Here is a 19,722-nt window from a genome sequence, read left to right on the forward strand (position 1 = left end):
AAAGGGGGATGACGATGAAACGCAGCGAGATTAATAAGGCGCTGGCAGAGATGGAGGCTTTTATAAAGGAATATCGCTTTGCCCTACCGCCGTTCTGTCACTTTACACCGGAGGAATGGAGAGCGAAGGGCCCAGAATACGATGAAATCCGCAATAATATGCTGGGCTGGGACATTACCGACTATGGTCTGGGCGACTTTGGCAAGGTTGGATTTTCGCTGATTACAATTCGTAATGGCAATTTTTCCATGAAGAATAAATACGCTAAGACTTATGCTGAAAAGCTGCTTTATCTGCGGGAAGGCCAATACGCCCCAATGCATTTTCATTGGAGTAAGATGGAAGATATTATCAACCGCGGCGGCGGCAATGTTCTGATCCGTGTCTATAACTCAACCCCCGGCGAAGAGTTGGATGAGAGCGGAGAGGTGCGTGTTCACATGGATGGCCGTGAGCTGACTGTTGCTGCCGGAACACAAGTGCGTCTAACGCCGGGCGAGAGTATCTCCATACAGCCTTATTTATATCACGACTTTTCGGTCGAGGAAGGCACGGGGCCGGTATTGTTAGGTGAGGTAAGTCAGTGCAACGACGACAATATTGATAACCGCTTTTTAAAGCCCATTGGCCGTTTCCCTGCTATTGAAGAAGATGAGCCGCCTTATCGGCTGCTTTGCAATGAATATCCAAAAAACAACAGCGTGCAGCACTGAAAATTTAATAAGAACGATATTGCCGCAGCGAATGAATCATAGCTGCGGTTTTTTATCTGTATACAGCCGATTTGTGCCTCTATAGAACAGCAAATTTTTATTCCGTTTTCTTATAATTGCAATGCCGGCAGATGTTGCATCTGCCGGCATTGTGGATTGGAGATATATGGGAAAGATAGTGGGGTTACTTAGAGGAGGAAATTTCAACTTCTTCTTTTCGAACAAGAGGAAATTTATCAAACACAGTATTCATGTAAAGTACGGCCATCAAAAAGGCAAACTGTCCGGCGAGAATCCCCATGGTCGGATATCCAAGACCAAAATTGTTGGCTCCATAGGGCAAGAAGGGGAATGCCTTTAACCAAATGAATCCGTAGATCAGGCCGCCAACCACCCAGATAGCGAACCGGCAGAAAAACCGTTTTCCATCCTGCGGCACTTTTTCGGCGTTTGGATAATCGTCAAACAGGTGATGCCAGGTAAGCATAAAGACAACCATTGACAATTCCAAAGAAGCGACCACAGTGCCGGTGGGTGTGCCGGGCATTATGTTCAGTGCGACGACAACGGCGCTTAGCAGCTTGGGCATAAGCCACCCGCCGCAAACCAGTGCAATCACAAGTCCGCTTAGCCCCATCCAGGGCTGTTTTTTGGTAATCGCCTTCATGGGGAACAGTTCGCCGCCCTCGGCGGGGATTAAGAACCAGAAAATGAAGCCCTGGCAAAACGCCAGCGTATTCGGCCAGGAACCAAAGGGTGCATTGATCATAGCCGCCCCGCCCAGCTCAAATTTGAGGAAACTGGGAATGAAGATGGCAATCCATACAGTAACCGCTACAGCCAGGCTCATGCCCATGACTCCCATGCCGTCATAGGGTGACTGAATACGGCCGGCGAACGGTTTTCTCTGAAACAGTGAGGAAAAGGGAATCTGGCCGATGAGCACCGCCAGGCAGAAGAAGTTAGAGGCTTCCCATCCCTCGATAGCCAGCGCAACCTCGGCAGCATTAGAGGGGGTAAAGAGAATACCAAAAGAAAATGGTTTCCAGAACAGGCCCACAAAACCGATGAGTGCTAAAAAGCCGATTATGCCGATGAGAAGGCTAAACAGTGTATAGCGCAGGCCGGCAACGGGCTGTTTTTTTGTTTTGGTGTATTTTCCGTGTCCGCCAAAAATGAGAATCTGCCATGTCCATGCATTGATGCAGGTCCAAAAGAAAACACCTTCGGTGAAAACTCCGATATATTTGGTAGCTAACGCGGGCTCTACCAAAGCGAGTGTGGAACCGGCACAGGCGGTGGCGAGAGCCTTTGTGATGGTTCCGTAAATCGGCCAGTAAATCAGGGTGATGAAAAAACAAAGGGCTACTGCTGCCACACCCGTTGAAAGCTGACCGGGAAAAACACGCCGGATCTTAGTCTCCGTCATGAGTGAATATCCATCCTTTCTTATTTTGCTTGGGTGGAAAAATTTCGATTCGGAGGCCGGGCCGAAAAATGGTATGTTGGCGGCACGGCCTGCTTTGCTCAGAATTGAGTCTGTGTGCTATAACCGAATCGGTCAGGAGTTTGCGCGCAAAACTGCGCCGCCAACCACCATTTTAAGTACTTCTGAGGTTCCTACACCAATGTCCATCAGGCGGCCGTCACGGGCATAGCGTTCCACATTGCAGCTTTTAATATAGCCATGACCACCAAAAATCTGAAGTGCCTTATGGCACACCTCATCGACTGTTTCTGCCACAAAAAGCTTGGCGATTGAGGTGTCTACCGCGCAGTCTGCGCCGGTATCCATCCGTGTTGCCACATGGGTGACCAGAAGGCGCGCTGCCTCAAGCTTTACATGCATTTCGGCAACCATCTCCTGAACCGAGTAAAGCGCAGCGATCGGTTTTCCGAAAGCGATTCGCCGGTTCGCATAAGAGGCGGCCTCGGCCAAGCAAGCTTCGGCGATGCCGATGCCCATAGAGCACATGCCAAGCCGTCCGCCCACCAGACCATACATGGCCACCTTAAACCCGCCGTTTTCTTTGCCAAGAAGGTTCTCAGCCGGCACAAAGCAATCTTTGAGAATGATGCTGGTGGTATTTGAGCTGCGGCACCCCATCTTACTTAGGTTTGGACCAACCGCTAACCCTTCAGAGGTTTTTTCCACCACAAAGACACTGATTCCTTTGGAACCCTGCTCCGGCGCTGTTTTAAGCGCTAGAACCAAAAGATCCGAAAGACTGCCGTTGGTGGAAAAGTATTTGATTCCATTGAGCTGATAGCCGCCGTCGCAGGCTGTGGCGGTTGCCTGCATGGATGCCGCGTCGGAACCGGCGCCGACTTCGCTGATGGTATAAGCAGCGACGCGCTTTCCGGAAATCAAATCAGGCAGCCAGCGCTGCTTTTGCTCGTCAGTGCCAAATTTTAAAATTGCATCTGCTGCCATCCAGTGAACATGAAAGGTCAGTGCCACACCGGCGCTGCCCCGGGCAAGTTCTGTGGCAATGCGCTCGGCAGCGGCAGTAGAAAACCCAAGGCCGCCATATTGGCAAGGATAGCGTGCACCGAAAAAGCCTGCCTGCGCCATCTCAGGGAGGAGTTCTGACGGAAAGCGGTTTTCTTCATCCAGCGCGCGGGCAATGGGGCGAAGCTTTTCATCCGAGAATTGTTTTGCCCGGTCAATGAGCTCCTGCTCATCAATTGTGTATCTATCCATTTTCTACCTCTCAGATTTCCATTTCGCGGAAGTCGTCGGCTACAACGAATTCTGCATCAGTCAGGCTCTTAATTTCTTCCAGGGTGACACCGGGGGCATGTTCTTTAAGAATGAGATGCCCGTTCCCAACATCAAAGACTGCCTTGTCTGTAATAATGGTTTTAACACAGCCTTTGCCAGTGAGGGGAAGTACGCACTTCTTCATGATTTTAGAGTTGCCCTTCTTATCCGCGTGCATCAGGGTAGCGATGCATTTTTCTGTGCCATAGCAAAGTTCCATTGCGCCGCCCATGCCGGGCCACCATTTGCCTTCGCGTTTGGCCGCCCAGTTGGCAATGTTTCCGTTTTGATCCACCTCGAGTGCGCCGAGAATGGTCACATCCAAAAGTCCGCTGCGCATTGCACCCAGCGAGGTGGCCAGATCCATAATCGCCGCACCGGGGACAAGGGTTACCGGCTCGCTGCCGGCGTTGGTGATGTCTGCCTGAGCTTCTGATGCCTTGGGGCGGGGGCCAACGCCAATCACGCCGTTTTCCCCGTGAAACATGAGATGTACGTCCTTCGGCAGGTAGTTGGAAGCTTGGGTTGGCATTCCAAAGCCGAGGTTCACAAGCTGGCCGTCCTTTAATTCTTTCGCGGCACGCCGCGCAATTAATTCTCTGGGATCCATAGATAATGCCTCCTTTATAAACTGTAGCAATTTTTCATTGCTCACTCGGCTTTTAATTTTCCGATTTTAAGCCAGTGCTGGCGATAGATTTCATTATGTTCTTCAAGGCTCAGTCCCTTGACCACGGCATTGACAAACGGCGCCGCGCACCCTACGCGCTCGGGCGGAATGGTGCCCACGGGGACGATTTCCTCGACCTCGGCGATGGTGTAATCGCCTGCCATTCCATAAATGGCATTGCAGTTGAGTCCGGTGTAACGGAATTCCAGATTGCCGATTTCGTCTGCACGCCAAGCTTTGATGATGGAATAGGGGGCGCGGATGGCCGGCTCGACAAAGCAATCCATACCATTGACGTTAATAACCTGCTTCGGTTCGGCAAGATCCGGGAAGAGCCCGGGTTCATTCAGAATTCCCACGCCGACAGGCACCAAAGCGCCGCCTAATCCCATTGCACCTGCGCGAACCTTTTCTGCAAGTGTACCCATGGGATAGTACTGCTCCACTTTCAAAGAGTCTTTGAGGTATTCAATGGTAGATTCCTCTGTGGTGCCAACGTGAGAAGAGATAATCTCGCGAACAAGTCCGTTTTTGTAAAGCATAGCGCGCCCAAAACCGCTTAGGCCGGGCTCGTTGGTAATGAGGGTGATCTCAGAAATCTGATTTTTGATCAGCCACTCAATGCAGCAGGTGGGTTCAGATGCTCCCACGAAACCACCCATTAAGATTTTTGCACCCTTCTGGGGAATCGGGGCAAGTGCCTCGTCAATACTCATGACTTTATTTCCAAGTTTAGACAATGTTAGTCCCTCCTTTATGATGTTCCGCATCGGGCTAGTTGGACTGATGGCCATCAGTTGCTTTATTATAGTAGCAAGTTGCGTGCCAACTGAAAATTGCAGGAATACAGGGCTTTTTACCATGTGATTTGTGAAAACACTGTCCGAAAGAGACACTGTGAAGAGGACAGTGTCCTGAAACAGGACACTTTTGAAGCATAAAAAAACAGGGAACCCATGCGGTTTGGGCTCCCTGTTTTTCTAAATTATTTAATTTTATATTTGTCCATCTTGCGATAGAGCACAGAACGGGAAATTCCCAAATCCAATGCAGTATGAACACGGTTTCCGTTGTTTCGCGCCAGAGCATCCAGAATCAGCTGTTTTTCCTTCTCTGTCATCGCATCATGATAATAGGGTTGTTCTATCGTGTCCTCTGGTGGTATCGAGGGGCACCCTTCCCACGGTTTATTGGGGACCTTTTCAAGGCTGACCAGTTCGCCTTCGCTCCAGTTAACCGCCTGTTCCAATATGTTCTCCAGTTCCCGAACGTTGCCGGGCCAGTCGTATCCCATAAATTCCGCCATAGCTTCTGGTGTGACACGCTCGGCGTGTGAGCCGATGCGGGCGTTGATGCGGCGCAGCAGAAAACGAACCAAGTCCTGTAAGTCGGCTTTCCGCTCACGCAGGGGAGGAATGTTAATGGCCAGAATATTGATGCGGTAATACAGATCTTCCCGAAAGGTGCCCTGCCGAATCATTTCTCGCAGATCCCGGTTGGTAGAAGCAATGACCCGAACATCCAATGTAACGGGGGCGCGTGCTCCGATGCGCCAAACTTCTCTTTCTTGCAGAACACGAAGCAGTTTAACCTGTACGTCCAGCGGCATATCTCCAATTTCATCCAGAAGGATTGTTCCGCCGTTTGCCAACTCAAATTTACCGGGATTTCCGCCTCGCAGAGCACCGGTAAAAGCGCCGGAAACATAGCCGAAGAGTTCCGCCTCAATCAGATTTGTGGGGATGGCACCGCAGTTCACACTGATAAATGGGGCATCCCGCCGAACGGATCGGGTGTGAATGGCCTGAGCCACCACTTCTTTTCCGGTTCCGCTTTCCCCAGAAATCAAAACCGTTGAATTGGTGCGGGAGGCGCGGCGAGCTAATTTTTTTACATAGAGCATAGACTCTGTTTCTCCCACCAGATCCATACAGGTGTATAAATGAATCGGCGTTGTACTGGGCGACACCTTAACCGGGCTACCTAATTTTTCAGCAATACTTTTTCCGACCACCATATCCGGAAAGATCGTCTTTACCAATGCTCCGATGACAATACCGTCTTTTTTGATGGGAAAACGTGCCACAAGAGATTCTTTCCCTTTTGCGACAAGCGTATCTCCCCATTCTGAATAGCCGCGGCCCAGTGTTTCGGGAAGAAGGCACTTTGGCAGAAAAACGCGGATATCCTTGCCAAGCATCTCTTGCTCAGTCATTTGAAAGAAGTCTTGAAAGAACTGATTCACAAAGAAAATACGGCAGTCTGTGTCGATGGCCAGAACCCCTTCAAACGGAGTGTTTAGCATCGCATAGATGCGCTCATCCAGTGTGATATCTGAGCCGGAAATGAATTTTGACTTCATAACGTAACACCTCCTGAACGAAGTCTGAATATTTTCTCGCTACCATTAATGATCAGCAATTTTGATGCCATCTGCTTAACCCCCATAATACGGGGATTGTATGTTCATAAAGTTGGGACACTGTTTCACAATTGGGACACTGTGTGTCCTGATTTGATACATTGACCTTCTTTCAAACAATGTATCATGGAAGAGAATAATTTGCAATCCTAAAGATATCCAGTTACAACAGCAGAGGGAACGATCTGTTTTTGTTCTTTGGAATAAAAAACAAAACACCTCCAATTTTTGATTGGAGGTGTTTTGCTGCGATTTATGCAGCCGTGTTTGACGAGAACAAAGACTGCTATAAAACAAGAGCGGTGCTTTTAAATTAAAAGAAAACATGCTCTTCCGAAGGGTGTTTGATTACAAGGGAAAGATGAAAGAATAGGGGATATTCATTCATTTTGTTCATGGAAAAGCATCGCTCTTGAGGGGCCGATTTTCTAGTATCATTCCCACCGCACGGGCCGGTGCACCGGAAAATCCCTGCAGCTTGATGGGGTATGCGCTTAGATAAAAGGTTTGATATTCCAGCAGCTCCGAAGGGATATCCAGTTCTTCTAAAAGCCAGATGCCAGCCGGAAGAAGCGTTTCGTGGCAGGGCCTTCCGGTGCCTTCGTACCAGCCGCCCATGCTAAGAGCATCGATTCCCACGCCTTTTACCTGTTTGTCACGCAGCCACTGGGCACCATCTTGTGACAAATAGGGCCAGTCATGATAATACCGTTCGGTAAAGCCGCGCAAACGGCACCAGCCAGTGTAAAGAACCACAATCGAATCCTTCTCAATCAAATTCTCATAGGGCTTTAAATGCTCAGCGCTGATTCCCTCTTTGTCCTGTGTTTTTCCATCCAGATTGACCAGAACCGCTTGACCTTGAAAGCGCTCCACCGGAATTTGATCGATAGTAATTCCTTCGGGGTTAAAGTGGAACGGAGCATCCAAGTGGGTGCCGGTGTGAGCATTCATGCTGATTCTTTCTGCGTTAAAGCCGTCTTTGGGATAAATGGCCTCATACCGCATGCTGGTCATTTCGTATGTTTGCCAGCCGGGGCATTTGTCATAAACCGGTTGGGACAAATCAAAAACCTTTTTAATTTGCAGCAAAAGGATTTTCCTCCTTTCCGTGAGACAGAGATTGTAACAGTGAAAAAATTAATCCTTGGTCAAAACAGTTTCATATAAAATGCTGTTTTCCAGTTCTTTCAGGTTATCTTTTGTAATCAAAAGGGTATCCATTTTGATTTCTTGTTCGGGGGTTTCACCATTCAGAATTTTTACAACCTGTTCCACAGAAGTTTTACCCATCAAAATCGGCTGCTGAGCTGAGGTTGCCGCTACTGTTCCAGCCTCAATGCCTTGCAGCATTTCGGGGGAGCAATCGAATCCGACAATCTTCAGGTCGCTGCGGTTTGCAGAAGCAGCTGCGGTCACGGCGCCCATGGTGGGATCTTCTGCGTGAACAAACAAGCCTTTCAGTTCAGGGTTGGCAGTAATCAGATCCTGAGCAAAGGTTTCGCCTTCCTGACGATTTACTTTTTCCATTTGTTTAAAGCCAACCTGTGCCAGATTTTTGGCGGCGATTCCTTCTTCAAAGCCTTTTTTGCGAAGCTGACCGTTAATTCTGGCCTGGTTCAGGGTGATCTGGGCAACTTTATCGCCATCCTGAAGCAATTCGGCCAGATAATCGCCGATTACCTTAGCGCCTTTTTCATTATCGGTAGAAATAAACGAAGCATAGGTGCCCGAGTTGGTGCCAATGTCACAGATAACCACCGGAATTTGATTTTCTTCTGCCAAAGACAAAACGGTGGGGCAAGAAGCGCTGTCTACAGGAGAAATGACAATGGCGTCAACTTGCTTTACAACGGCATCCTGTGCATTTTTCAGCTGTGTTTCGGCACTGTCTTTCGAATCATATACCTGAACTTCCAGCGAGTTTTCTTGTGCGGTGCTTTCAATGCCATTGGCTATGTAGCGCCAGAATGGCACATCCATGGATGGGGTGAGATATGCAATTTTCTTTGCCGTAGCCTGAGTCTCACTGTTTTGCGGGTCTGTGCTGTTGGGCTGGCTGCCACCGCAGCCGGTAAAAACAGATGCGATCATCATCGCGGACAGTAGAACTGATGCGAACTTTTTCATACATATCCTCCTAAATCTATTGCTAAATTTTCAAAGGAAATCAGCCGGGCTGAGGTTCCTTTGAAAACTGCAGACAGTAAGTATTTTTCTTTTAAAATACAGAAGAAGGGAATTTTCAAAATCTTTATTTACCGGGTTGTGACTTGCTCTTTTTTCGAGAAACTCTTTTGTTGGAAAGACGCTCCATTAAAACTGCAAAAATAATTACGGCACCGACAGCACTGCCCTGCCAGAAGGGGTTAATCCCTGCCAGATTCAGTGCATTGCGCAAAAATCCGACCAGAAGAACGCCGATTAAAGTTCCCCACAAAGATCCTTTACCGCCCATCATGCTGGTGCCGCCAATGACCACTGCAGCAATGGCGTCCATTTCGGCATCCTTGCCATAGGTGGGGTCTACGGCCATCATGCGTGAAATCATAACAAGGCCTGCTGTCGCAGATAAAAGCCCTGAAATTACATAGGTCATCATTGTGTGAAATTTAATATTGATGCCGGACAGGCGCGCGGCTTCCGGATTGGATCCGGTGGCATAAATAAAGCGTCCAAACTTGGTTTTTGACATGATAAATAGAAAAAGAATATACAAAAGCAGAATCAAAAGAATATACATCGGCAGGTTGCCAAATAACTTTCCTTTGCCCAACAGAGAAAATCCTTGGGGGAAATTACTGGCCGTGTTGCCGTCTGATATCACATAGGTAAGGCTTCTGCAAATCTGCATCATACCCAAGGTGACAATGAACGCCGGCATATTCAGGTATCCTATCAGGTATCCGTTGACAAGGCCGACGGACAAACCCACTATCAGTGCTGCTATAACGCCAAGCGCGATGCTGCCGGTGGATTTGAGTACAATCCCTGCCGACATGGCAGAAATTCCAAGAACAGCACCCACCGAAAGATCGATCCCTCCGGTTAAAATGACCAAGGTCATGCCGATGGAAATCAGCGAGTTCGTAGAAATTTGCGTCATGACATTCATCATGTTCTTCGATGTAGCGAAATAGGGGGATAAAAAATTCATAATGAGAAAACTGATGATGAAAATCCCTAACATCGAAATCTCTGTTTTATAATCTTTATAAGTACGCAGCAGCCGTGGTGGGGCATTTCGATCTTTTGGGTTCATTTAGACCGCCTCCTCAACAGTTCCAAGTGTCGCATAGTAACCGATTTTTTCTTCGGTGGTATCCTCAATATCCAGATTCGCGGTGAGCTGACCGTCCCTCATAATCAGGGTGCGATCGCATACACCTAAAATTTCCGGGATTTCAGAAGAAACCATAACGATAGAAATACCGGAGGCAGCCAATTGTTTCATGATGGAATAGATTTCACATTTTGCGGCAATGTCAATTCCGCGGGTGGGTTCATCTACAAACAGGATTTTTGGATTGAGCATCAGCCATTTGCCCAGCAGAACCTTCTGTTGGTTGCCGCCGCTCAGATTGCAGACCAGGTGATCCAGATTCGCAATTTTTATGTACAGTTTTTTCACCTGTTCTTCGGCCTGCTTGTCTTCTTTATTTTTATTGATGAATAATCCGGGACTCAGTACATGGTGGGCAAGGCAGATGTTTTTTACAACACTGACCTGCTGCAAAAGCACTTGATGCCGGTCATCGGGAACAAATCCCATGCAATGACGCATACTGGAAAAAATACTGTTGGGGGGAACTGTTTTCCCCATAACCGTTACTGTGCCGGAAAAACGGGGGTCAATGCCAAAGACACACCGAATCAGTTCGGTTCGGCCCGCACCTACCAAGCCTGCAATTCCAAGGATTTCTCCCTTGCGTAAATCAAAAGAGACGTTTTTCACATATTGGCGCTTGTCGGTCATGTTCCGAACTTCCATGACAACGGGCTGATTCGTCAAGTCTTGTTTTTGATAGGTTCCGCAGCAATACAAGTCGTTAATTTCACGGCCGACCATATTTTTGATCAAGTCATTCTGGTCTAATTCTGCCGTTTTTGCCCCCAATAATATCAGACGGCCATCCCGTAAAACAGTAATTCGGTCCGAAATTTCATAAACCTCGTTGATCCGGTGAGAAACCATGATAAAACTCATTCCGTCTGCCTTGAGCTGACGAATGACACGGAACAGACTGCTGACTTCTTTGTTAGAAAGTGTTGCAGTGGGTTCATCCAGTATCACCAGTTTTGCTTTGGTAGAAACTGCTTTAATGATTTCAACAATTTGTTTTTGAGCCACCGAAAGACTTTCTACCTTTTGGTAAGGATCGATGAATTCTTCCATCCCAAAATCGGCCAAAAGCTTGCGAGAATCCGCCACCATTTTTTTTCGGTTGCTGATGCTCAGCCTTTGATGATAGTAAGAATCGTCGGTTAGAAATACATTTTCTGATACTGACAAATGGGGAAGAAGGTTAAATTCCTGTGACACCAGTGAAATTCCGCTGGCGATCGCCTGCTTTGTGTTTTGGAAATGAACTGGTTGTCCATCCAGAGAAATCGTTCCTTCGTTCGGGGGATATACCCCGGCAATTATTTTAGACAAGGTAGATTTTCCGGCACCGTTTTCTCCCATCAACGCATGAACTTCTCCCTTTTCACATTCAAAATCCACATTTGATAAGGCAAGAACCCCGGGAAAATGTTTGGTGATTCCTTTTGCAACCAGCAAAGTGGTATCTGTTGCCATATAAGCCCCCCCCGCTTGCAATCTGTTATGTATTTTTTCCGTAAAATACGGTGTGAAAACCGATGTCTTGTATATCTGTATTACAACATATTATGCGCCTATTATATTCTCTCACTATTTTGCTGTCAATAGAAAACGGATAAAAAATATAAATTTTTGTAAAAATCAGGGATGTTTCTAGTTAATTTTTCATATTTCGCATCATAATTTTAATTTATAATGTCAGAAAAATATCGGTTTAATCGATTTTGCTATAGTAAATTGTTGATTTTTTATAGTTTATAAATCAATAGAAAAATGCTTAAAATTTTAATTTTATATTGACAGAAAGATGTGATGTTTGTATAATTCACTTGTAGCTTGTAATACATCATACATCATGTTGTTGGTGTTGGAAACAGATAAGGGGGGTAATCATGTCTCAAAAAGTGAAAGAGAAGTTGGCAAAGCTGTTTTCGCTGGAGGACAAGGTGATTCTTTTGACGGGAGCGGCCGGAGGAATTGGCAGTGAGCTTGCCAAAGGGCTGGCAGAGATTGGCGCGGATATGGCCTTGTGCGACCGGGACGAAACAGGATTGGCAGCCGTAAAAGCTGAAATTGCTGCGCAAGGGGATTCAGCGGAGTGTTTTTCACTGGATCTGTTGAAGATGGATTCCATAAAACAGTGTGTACAGGCCGTTGTTGAGAAGTTTGGCAAAATCGATGTCTTGATTAATTGTGCGGGAATCAATAAAAGAGATGGCTGCCTGGACGCAGATGAAGAAACCTATGACAGAATTATGGGTGTCAATTTAAAGGGGGCCTTTTTTCTAAGTCAAGAGGTTGCCAAACAGATGATGGCTGTTAAAACAGGCAGTATTATCAACGTGGCATCGTACAATGCCGTTATGATGCTGGGCGGCTGCGGCGTTTACGGTGCGTCGAAAAGTGGTGTGGCGGCAATGATGCGTGCACAGGCCATTGAATGGGCCCAATATGGCATTCGTTCCAATGCATTGGCACCAGGGCATATCAGCACTCCGCTAACGGCTCCGCTGTGGAATGATCCGGAACGCTCTTCGTTCCTTTTGCAAAGAATTGCGATGGAGCGGTCGGGTACCCCTCAGGATTTGCTGGGGATGGTTATTTTGCTGGCATCTGATGCATCTGCCTATATGAGCGGCCAGCTGTATGTGGTCGATGGCGGTTGTCTGGCCGGCGGCAAGCCCTGGCATTATGACACAAAATATTAGTTGGGAACGTCACTGTTTTACTCACCCCAAAATCAGCGTATATTGACTTAAAGAATATTTAGCTGTATAATTGTATGACAACTTAATCACAATAGATCCAAAAGTATAATTGCAATAAAGCAATTGATAATAGGGGTGACGGTTTTGGCTTTACAGGCAATTAAAAAGACCAATATCAGCGAACAGGTATTTAATCAATTAAAGCAGCAGCTGCTGGATGGAACGTGGACACCGGGGCAAAAGCTGCCGTCTGAAAACGAACTGTGTGCGGCGTTCGGTGTCAGTCGAATTACGGTGCGGCAGGCGCTTCAGAAGCTAACGGTTTTGGGTCTGCTTGAAACCCGGCTGGGCGAAGGTTCTTTCGTGCGTGAATTCACCCCCGGCCACTATATGAATGAGATGATTCCCGCCATGTATCTGGGTGCTTCTTCGGTGGAAGAAATCTTTGAATTTCGTGTGATTATGGAGGTTGAGGTTGCCGGTATTGCCGCCAGAAAGGCCACGGATGCGGACATTGAACGCCTTTCACAAAGCCTGAAACGAATGACTGATATTCGTGGGGATATTAACGCCTATACCAAAGAAGATTTTCATTTTCATATGATTTTAGCTGAGATTTCAGGAAATTCTCTTGTCATTCATCTCATGGGTTTGCTCACAGATGTGTTAGAAGCAGCCATTCAGAATGTCACCCGCACAATTGGTGAAGACAGCGGCCTAAAGTATCATAATCTTCTGTTAGAAGCCATTAAAATCCACAATTACGATATGGCCAAAACGGTTATGAGAGAGCATGTGGAGATTGCTTTAAAAAATTTTAAAGCAACCAGCGCATTATCCGAATGATAATGCGCAAAAAATGGCTTTAACTTGTATGATATCTATCATCCTACAATAAACATTTAATTTACGAAACAGTACTGAATCAGGAAAGAAAGGAGGGGTTATTATGAGGGCTTTGCGTTATCTGGGCCCCGGCATCATGAAGATGCAGGAGCAGCCAACCCCCACCCCCCAAGCAAACGAAGTGTTATTAAAGGTGCGCGCATGCGGCATCTGCGGCAGTGATGTACATGGCTCCCTGGGGTTAACCGGAAGAAGAATTGCACCGGTGACCATGGGGCATGAATTTTCTGCCGAGGTGGCGGGGTTGGGAACTGGGGTTACATCTGTTAGGGTTGGCGATGGAGTCATTGTTCAGCCGATACATTTCTGCGGCACCTGTGTCAACTGCCGTCAAGGCTTGACCAATATGTGCCTGAACAAAAAGTTTTTTGGTGTTTTAACTGTAGACGGAGCCATGGCGGAATATGTGGCCGTGCCGGAAAAGCTTTTATATCCGCTTCCGCCGACACTCTCTTACGAGCAGGGCGCTTTGACAGAGCCTTATGCGGTGGCGTATGGCTGCGTGAAAAAAGCAGGAGCACTAAAAGGCCAGAATGTTATGATTGTCGGTGCGGGAACCATTGGACTGTGCATTTTACAGGTGGTTCGTTTGCAGCAGCCAAAGAAAATCATTGTTTGTGATCTCAGTGATGCCAGACTGAAAACTGCGAAACGGCTGGGAGCCCACGTGACAATCAACCCCGGCAAAGAAGAGTACTTACAGGCAGTTTCGGACTGCACTGATGGAGAAATGATTGATACTTCCTTTGAAGCGGTGGGGGTAGAAGCAACTGCCAACCAGTCCATCCGTGCGCTGAAAATCGGAGGAACCGCCGTTTGGGTCGGGATGTCCCAAAAGGAAATGCAGATTAATATGCAGGAAATTGTCTGCTCTGCGCGGCGGGTGATCGGTTCCTTTAACTATACGCACGAAGAATTCGGAGAGGTAGTCGGGCTAATGGGAACTGAAAAAATGGAAACTTCGGCGCTTATTTCTCAGATTGTTCCGCTGGAAGAGGGGCCTGAGGCAATTCAGCGTTTGATAGAGTATCCGGATCAATACATTAAAATTATTCTTGACCCCACCATGAAAGAGGGCGAACCGCCCAGAGGGGGCGCCGACATATGAAAATTGGATGCTGTGTTAATATGATAGCCACACAGCCGGATGGAACCGGAATTGAATTTGTGGAGCGTTTGGCCGGATTTGGATATGACTATGTGGAACTTCCCCTGGCGGAAATGATGGCTTTGCCTGAAAAAGAGTTCCAAACTTTTTTCGAAAAGCTAAAAAAAAGCGGAATTCCCTGTGAAACCTGCAATAACTTTTTCCCAAAAACCGCACGCCTGACCGGTGAGAATGTGGATTTGCCAGCCATTTTGGAGTATGCGGAGCGTGCTTTGAGCCGTGCAGAATCACTGGGGGCAAAAATTGTGGTGTTTGGCAGCGGTGGCGCAAAAAATGTGCCGGATGGATTTTCAATGGAAGAGGGGTATCAGCAGGTTGTAACGCTGCTGCGCCATCTTTCTCCCATTGCCCAAAAGCATGGCATCACCATTGTAATTGAGCCGCTGCGAAAGGCGGAATGCAATCTGATCAATACCTTTGCACAGGGCTGCCGGCTTGCGCAAGACGTGGGAAAGGAATATGAGAATATTCGTGTTCTTGTGGATTTTTACCATTTGTCGGAAGAACAAGAACCGGTGCAGAATCTTTTGCTTCAAGGGGAGGAATATCTGCGCCATGTGCATTTTGCATGCAGTCATGGGCGGCGCTATCCGGAGCAGCTGCACGAAGATAACTATCAACCCTTTCTGGATGCTTTGAAAGCGGTCAAGTATCACAGCCGCATCAGCGTGGAAGCTTATACAAAAGATTTTGAGCGCTGTGCCCCGCTTGCCTTAAAATTGTTACAAGATAGCTTCTTATAACCGTAATAATGGAGGGATAACGTATGATCAATCAGGAAACGGAACGAAAAATCAAAAAGTTTGCTGCTCAAATCCGCAAGGATGTGGTTCTTATGATTGGGGATGAAGGCCATGTGGGCCATTTGGGCGGTTCCTGCTCCAGTGCGGATATTGTGGCTGCCCTTTATGGTCACCGGATGAAGCTGGATCCACAAAATCCCAAATGGGAAGGCCGCGATCGCTTTTTGTACAGTAAGGGCCACGCGTGCATCGCCCAGTATGCAGCCTTGGCAGAACTGGGATTTTTCCCCCGGGAAGAGCTTTTGACCCTAAAATCACTGGGCTCTATGTTACAGGGACATCCGGATGTCACAAAGACCCCGGGTGTTGAAGCAAACACCGGATCGCTTGGTCAGGGGCTTTCCATTGCGAACGGCATTGCGCTGGCGCTGCGATTGGATCAAAAAGACAATCAGGTTTACTGCATTATGGGCGACGGCGAAATGGCAGAAGGCCAGATTTGGGAAGCGGCGATGGCCGCCAGCAATTTTAAAATTGACAATATTGTGGGAATTGTGGATCAAAACCGCCTGCAGGCGACTGGTGCAGTTTCAGAACGTTTTAATACCAATCCGTTAAAAGAAAAATGGGAAAGTTTTGGCTGGCATGTGATCGTGCTGGATGGTCACAATGTGCCGGAGATTTTGGCCGCATTGGAAGAGGCGGATTCTGTAAAAGGAAAGCCAACCGTTCTTTTGGCGCAGACCATCAAAGGGAAAGGTGTGTCCTTTGCAGAAAATAATGTCAGCTTCCATAACGGAGCGCTGAATCGGGAACAGTATCAGATTGCTTTAGCAGAAATTCAGGCGGTGCTGGATTCGCTGAATGAAACAACGGGAACAGTGAGGTGACAAAAATGAGTAAAACACAAAGCCAGCGCGTTGCGTATGGAGAAGAATTGGTAGAACTGGGCAGGCAGAATCCCAATGTGGTCGCTTTAGAGGCGGATTTGGGGAAATCCACAATGTCAAACCTGTTCCAGCAGGCGTTTCCCGAACGGTATTTTGAAATGGGAATTGCCGAGCAGAATATGCTTTCCACTGCTGCGGGACTGGCACTTTCCGGAAAAATCGCCTTTGCCAGCACCTTTGCCGTGTTTGCATCGGGACGCGCTTATGATCAGATTCGCCAGACAATCTGCATTGGCAAGCTGAATGTAAAAATCTGCGGTTCATCCTCCGGCTTGTCTGACTTTGGCGACGGTTCCACCCATCAAGCCATTGAAGATGTGGCGATTATGAGCGCAATCCCGAATATGACGGTGCTCACGCCTTGTGACGCGGAAGAAACGCGTCAGGCTGTGTGCGCGGCGGCAAAGATTCCGGGGCCGGTTTACATTCGTGTGGTGCGAAATAACCTGCCGGATTATATTCCCGAAGGGGAACTGGAAATCGGCAAGATGCGTGTATTGCGTGAAGGCGCTGATCTGGTTCTGTTTGCTCATGGCAGCATGGTGGATGTTTCGATGAAAGCCGCAGAGGAACTGGAGAAAAAGAACGTTAGCGTGAAGGTCGTTTCGGTTTCCACGATGAAACCTTTTAATTATGAAGGTGTATTGCAGCTGGTGCAAGGGGCAAAGGCAGTTATCACTGCTGAAGAGCATAGCTATCTTGGCGGACTTGCTTCTCAAATCGCTTTGGCCTTGCGTCAATCCAGCATTCCCATGGATTATGTGGCGGTGGAAGACTGCTTTGGCCAATCCGCTCACAGTGCGCAGGAACTGATGGAACATTACGGACTGACAAAAGAACATATTATCCAAAAGGCAGATGCTTTGCGAAACGAATCAATTTTATAGATCCATTCTCTGGAAATCTTACGTGTAACACGTTACAATAACAGATGGAGGAATGAAATATGAAAATCGGATTTATCGGACTGGGAATTATGGGCAAACCAATGGTAAAGAATCTTTTGAAAGCCGGGCATGAAATTCTTGTGTTTGACATTGTACAAAGTCATGTGGATTCTGTTTTGGAATTTGGTGCCAAAGAAGCAAGTTCCCCGGCAGAAGTGGCAAAGGAATGCGGCCTGGTAATCACCATGCTGCCGAATTCTCCCCATGTCAAAACCGTGGTGCTGGGGGAAAACGGTGTGCTGGAAGGCGCTAAAGAAGGAATGATTTTAATCGACATGAGCTCCATCGCTCCGCAGGCATCGCAAGAGATTGCAAAGGCCTGTGCAGAGAAAAGGGTAAAAATGTTAGATGCTCCGGTATCCGGCGGCGAACCCAAAGCGGTGGACGGCACTTTGTCCATTATGGTGGGCGGCGATAAAGATTTGTTTGAACGCGTTAAAGATATCCTGTTAACGATGGGTTCCAGTGCGGTTTACTGCGGAAAAGTGGGGGCAGGCAACACCACCAAACTGGCAAACCAGGTTATTGTGGCGGCCAATATTGCGGCGCTTTCCGAAGCATTGATGCTGGCGAAAAAATCGGGTGTGGATCCCAATTTGGTATTTGACGCCATTCAGGGCGGCCTTGCGGGTTCTACTGTCATGAATGCAAAGGCACCGATGATGCTTTCCGGAAACTATCAGCCCGGTTTTAAAATTGATCTGCACATTAAGGATCTGAACAATGCCATTGAAACCGGCCATACCGTGGGTTCGCCCTTGCCGCTGACTGCGGCGGTGATGGAAATGATGATAAATCTGCGTGCCGATGGATTGGGACAGGAAGATCACAGCGCGATTTCAAAATATTATGAAAAGCTGACCGGTTCCACCATTCGCTGATTCAGCGCAGAATACCCGGCAGAATAAAGAAAGCCGGCGAAAGGCGATGCCGGCTTCTTTTCATCCAGAATGAGGAAGGGAGGATTCCATGAAAAAGATTCTTTTGATTCCGGATTCCTTTAAGGGAACCATGTCCTCTGCAAAGGTATGCGAAATCATGGAAAAAGCAATTCGAATTCATCTGCCTCAAGCGCAGGTGGTTTCCATTCCGGTTGCCGATGGCGGCGAGGGAACAGTAGATTCGTTTTTGGCCGCAGCCGGGGGAGAAAAGCATGAGCTGCCGGTGACCGGGCCTTATGGTGAGCCGATTACCGGGTTTTACGGCATCCTCCCGGATAAAACCGCGGTTGTAGAAATGGCCGCCGCCGCCGGACTTCCTTTGGTGGGGGAGAATAAACGCGCGGAAAAAACCAGTACATTTGGTGTCGGACAGATTTTAAAGCATGTCGTTGATAGCGGGTGCCGCAAAATTATTCTTGGGTTGGGCGGCAGCGCCACCAACGACGGCGGAACCGGAGCGGCAGCCGCTTTGGGTGTTCAGTTTAAAGACAAACAGGGGCGCCCGTTTCTTCCGGTGGGCGAAACCCTTTGCAATATCGGTTCTATTGATATCAGTCAGCTTGACCCACAGATGAAATCAGTGGATTTGACAGTGATGTGCGACATTGACAATCCATTCTGCGGTCCGCAGGGGGCGGCTTATGTATTTGCCCCGCAAAAGGGGGCGGATCCCGAAATGGTAGAGCGGCTGGATCAAAATTTGGCACATCTGGCAGCGGTAATCCGCCGGGATTTGAAGGTGGATATTGAGTGTTTGCCGGGAGCCGGAGCAGCGGGCGGCATGGGGGGCGGCATGGTGGCTTTTTTCAACGGCCACCTTCAGATGGGGATCGAAACAGTGCTGGATACCGTGCATTTTGACACGCTACTGCAAGAAGCTCAGTTGGTGTTCACCGGGGAAGGAAAGCTGGATACACAGTCTTTGCGTGGAAAGGTCATCAGCGGAGTAGCCCGGCGGGCCAAAGAGAAAAATGTACCGGTGATTGCGGTGGTCGGTGACATTGGCGATCAAATGGAAGCGATTTATGAGCAGGGTGTTCAGGCAGTGTTCAGTATCAATCGCGTTGCAGTTCCGTTCTCACAGGCAAAGTTGCGTTCTGAAAGTGACCTGGAGCTGACCATGGATACTATTCTGCGTCTTTTAACCGGTAATATAATGCTCCGCTTATAGTATCTGAAGCGGATGAAACACCAAACTTGGAGTGCTAACATCTGGTGAGAGATGCCTTTTGCTGGGGAAGCGTTTAGAAAGTGATGATTTTTTTCGGCAAAGTGTTTGAATAAAGTGCACGGTATTTAAAATTTCAGCGGCTTGCTGATGCTGGCTTTCCCACAAAAAGGATCTCAAAAACAACCGTTTTTGAGATCCTTTTATTCTTTGGGGTAAGGTTCAGCAGCAAGAAGCCTTTGTACGACTTTGTAGAGTGCATCTGTGATGTTTCGGCTGCTTGTTTCGGGCTTTTCC

At 47.8% G+C, this 19,722-nt stretch carries 18 protein-coding genes; 9 read left to right on the plus strand and 9 right to left on the minus strand.

Annotated features, from left to right (window positions below):
- Positions 1-14: 14 nt before the first annotated feature.
- Positions 15-713 carry a D-lyxose/D-mannose family sugar isomerase gene (locus C1A02_RS07225; protein ID WP_101697551.1) on the plus strand — a complete coding sequence of 233 codons (699 nt, stop codon included), beginning with the start codon at positions 15-17 and terminating at the stop codon, positions 711-713.
- A gap of 184 nt (positions 714-897) precedes the next feature.
- Here C1A02_RS07225 and C1A02_RS07230 read toward each other — a convergent pair whose 3' ends face one another.
- From C1A02_RS07230 to C1A02_RS07270, 9 genes are all read right to left on the minus strand, one after another.
- Positions 898-2,142: a hypothetical protein gene (locus tag C1A02_RS07230; RefSeq protein ID WP_101697552.1), complete on the minus strand. Its 1,245-nt coding sequence runs from the start codon at positions 2,140-2,142 to the stop codon at positions 898-900.
- Positions 2,143-2,274: 132 nt separating this feature from the next.
- Positions 2,275-3,417 carry an acyl-CoA dehydrogenase family protein gene (locus C1A02_RS07235; RefSeq protein WP_101697553.1) on the minus strand — a complete coding sequence of 381 codons (1,143 nt, stop codon included), beginning with the start codon at positions 3,415-3,417 and terminating at the stop codon, positions 2,275-2,277.
- A gap of 10 nt (positions 3,418-3,427) precedes the next feature.
- Positions 3,428-4,087, minus strand: a complete 660-nt coding sequence (locus C1A02_RS07240) for a 3-oxoacid CoA-transferase subunit B (protein WP_101697554.1) — start codon at positions 4,085-4,087, stop codon at positions 3,428-3,430.
- A gap of 41 nt (positions 4,088-4,128) precedes the next feature.
- Positions 4,129-4,887: a CoA transferase subunit A gene (locus C1A02_RS07245; protein ID WP_207204884.1), complete on the minus strand. Its 759-nt coding sequence runs from the start codon at positions 4,885-4,887 to the stop codon at positions 4,129-4,131.
- A gap of 245 nt (positions 4,888-5,132) precedes the next feature.
- Positions 5,133-6,509: a sigma-54 interaction domain-containing protein gene (locus C1A02_RS07250; RefSeq protein ID WP_101697556.1), complete on the minus strand. Its 1,377-nt coding sequence runs from the start codon at positions 6,507-6,509 to the stop codon at positions 5,133-5,135.
- Positions 6,510-6,962: 453 nt separating this feature from the next.
- Positions 6,963-7,661: a cyclase family protein gene (locus C1A02_RS07255; RefSeq protein ID WP_243577952.1), complete on the minus strand. Its 699-nt coding sequence runs from the start codon at positions 7,659-7,661 to the stop codon at positions 6,963-6,965.
- A gap of 48 nt (positions 7,662-7,709) precedes the next feature.
- Positions 7,710-8,699 (minus strand): substrate-binding domain-containing protein, encoded by a 990-nt coding sequence (locus tag C1A02_RS07260; RefSeq protein ID WP_207204885.1) that lies wholly within the window; start codon positions 8,697-8,699, stop codon positions 7,710-7,712.
- 124 nt (positions 8,700-8,823) lie between these two features.
- Positions 8,824-9,831 (minus strand): ABC transporter permease, encoded by a 1,008-nt coding sequence (locus C1A02_RS07265; protein WP_101697558.1) that lies wholly within the window; start codon positions 9,829-9,831, stop codon positions 8,824-8,826.
- Positions 9,832-11,370, minus strand: a complete 1,539-nt coding sequence (locus tag C1A02_RS07270; protein ID WP_101697559.1) for a sugar ABC transporter ATP-binding protein — start codon at positions 11,368-11,370, stop codon at positions 9,832-9,834. It lies immediately after the preceding gene.
- A 416-nt stretch (positions 11,371-11,786) separates the two neighbouring features.
- Between C1A02_RS07270 and C1A02_RS07275 the strand changes: the two genes are divergently transcribed.
- The 8 genes from C1A02_RS07275 to C1A02_RS07310 all read left to right on the plus strand — a co-directional run bounded on the left by C1A02_RS07275 (position 11,787) and on the right by C1A02_RS07310 (position 19,428).
- On the plus strand, positions 11,787-12,602 hold the full coding sequence (locus tag C1A02_RS07275) for an SDR family NAD(P)-dependent oxidoreductase (RefSeq protein ID WP_101697560.1): 816 nt from the start codon (positions 11,787-11,789) through the stop codon (positions 12,600-12,602).
- Between the two features lie 144 nt (positions 12,603-12,746).
- Positions 12,747-13,448 carry a FadR/GntR family transcriptional regulator gene (locus tag C1A02_RS07280; RefSeq protein WP_101697561.1) on the plus strand — a complete coding sequence of 234 codons (702 nt, stop codon included), beginning with the start codon at positions 12,747-12,749 and terminating at the stop codon, positions 13,446-13,448.
- A gap of 103 nt (positions 13,449-13,551) precedes the next feature.
- Positions 13,552-14,616 (plus strand): zinc-dependent alcohol dehydrogenase, encoded by a 1,065-nt coding sequence (locus C1A02_RS07285; RefSeq protein WP_101697562.1) that lies wholly within the window; start codon positions 13,552-13,554, stop codon positions 14,614-14,616.
- Entirely contained in the window at positions 14,613-15,419 is an 807-nt protein-coding gene (locus C1A02_RS07290; RefSeq protein ID WP_101697563.1) for a sugar phosphate isomerase/epimerase family protein, read from the plus strand. Before C1A02_RS07285 ends, C1A02_RS07290 begins: the two co-directional genes overlap by 4 nt.
- 23 nt (positions 15,420-15,442) lie before the next feature.
- A complete protein-coding gene (locus tag C1A02_RS07295) occupies positions 15,443-16,309 on the plus strand; it encodes a transketolase (protein WP_101697564.1) in 867 nt (288 codons plus the stop codon).
- 5 nt (positions 16,310-16,314) lie between these two features.
- Complete coding sequence (locus tag C1A02_RS07300; RefSeq protein WP_101697565.1) at positions 16,315-17,256, plus strand: transketolase family protein; 942 nt, start codon at positions 16,315-16,317, stop codon at positions 17,254-17,256.
- A gap of 59 nt (positions 17,257-17,315) precedes the next feature.
- On the plus strand, positions 17,316-18,197 hold the full coding sequence (garR, locus tag C1A02_RS07305) for a 2-hydroxy-3-oxopropionate reductase (RefSeq protein ID WP_101697566.1): 882 nt from the start codon (positions 17,316-17,318) through the stop codon (positions 18,195-18,197).
- An 88-nt stretch (positions 18,198-18,285) separates the two neighbouring features.
- On the plus strand, positions 18,286-19,428 hold the full coding sequence (locus tag C1A02_RS07310; RefSeq protein WP_101697567.1) for a glycerate kinase family protein: 1,143 nt from the start codon (positions 18,286-18,288) through the stop codon (positions 19,426-19,428).
- Positions 19,429-19,722: the final 294 nt, after the last annotated feature.

This window comes from Clostridium minihomine (assembly GCF_900240385.1).
Lineage (GTDB): Bacteria > Bacillota > Clostridia > Oscillospirales > Acutalibacteraceae > Faecalispora > Faecalispora minihomine.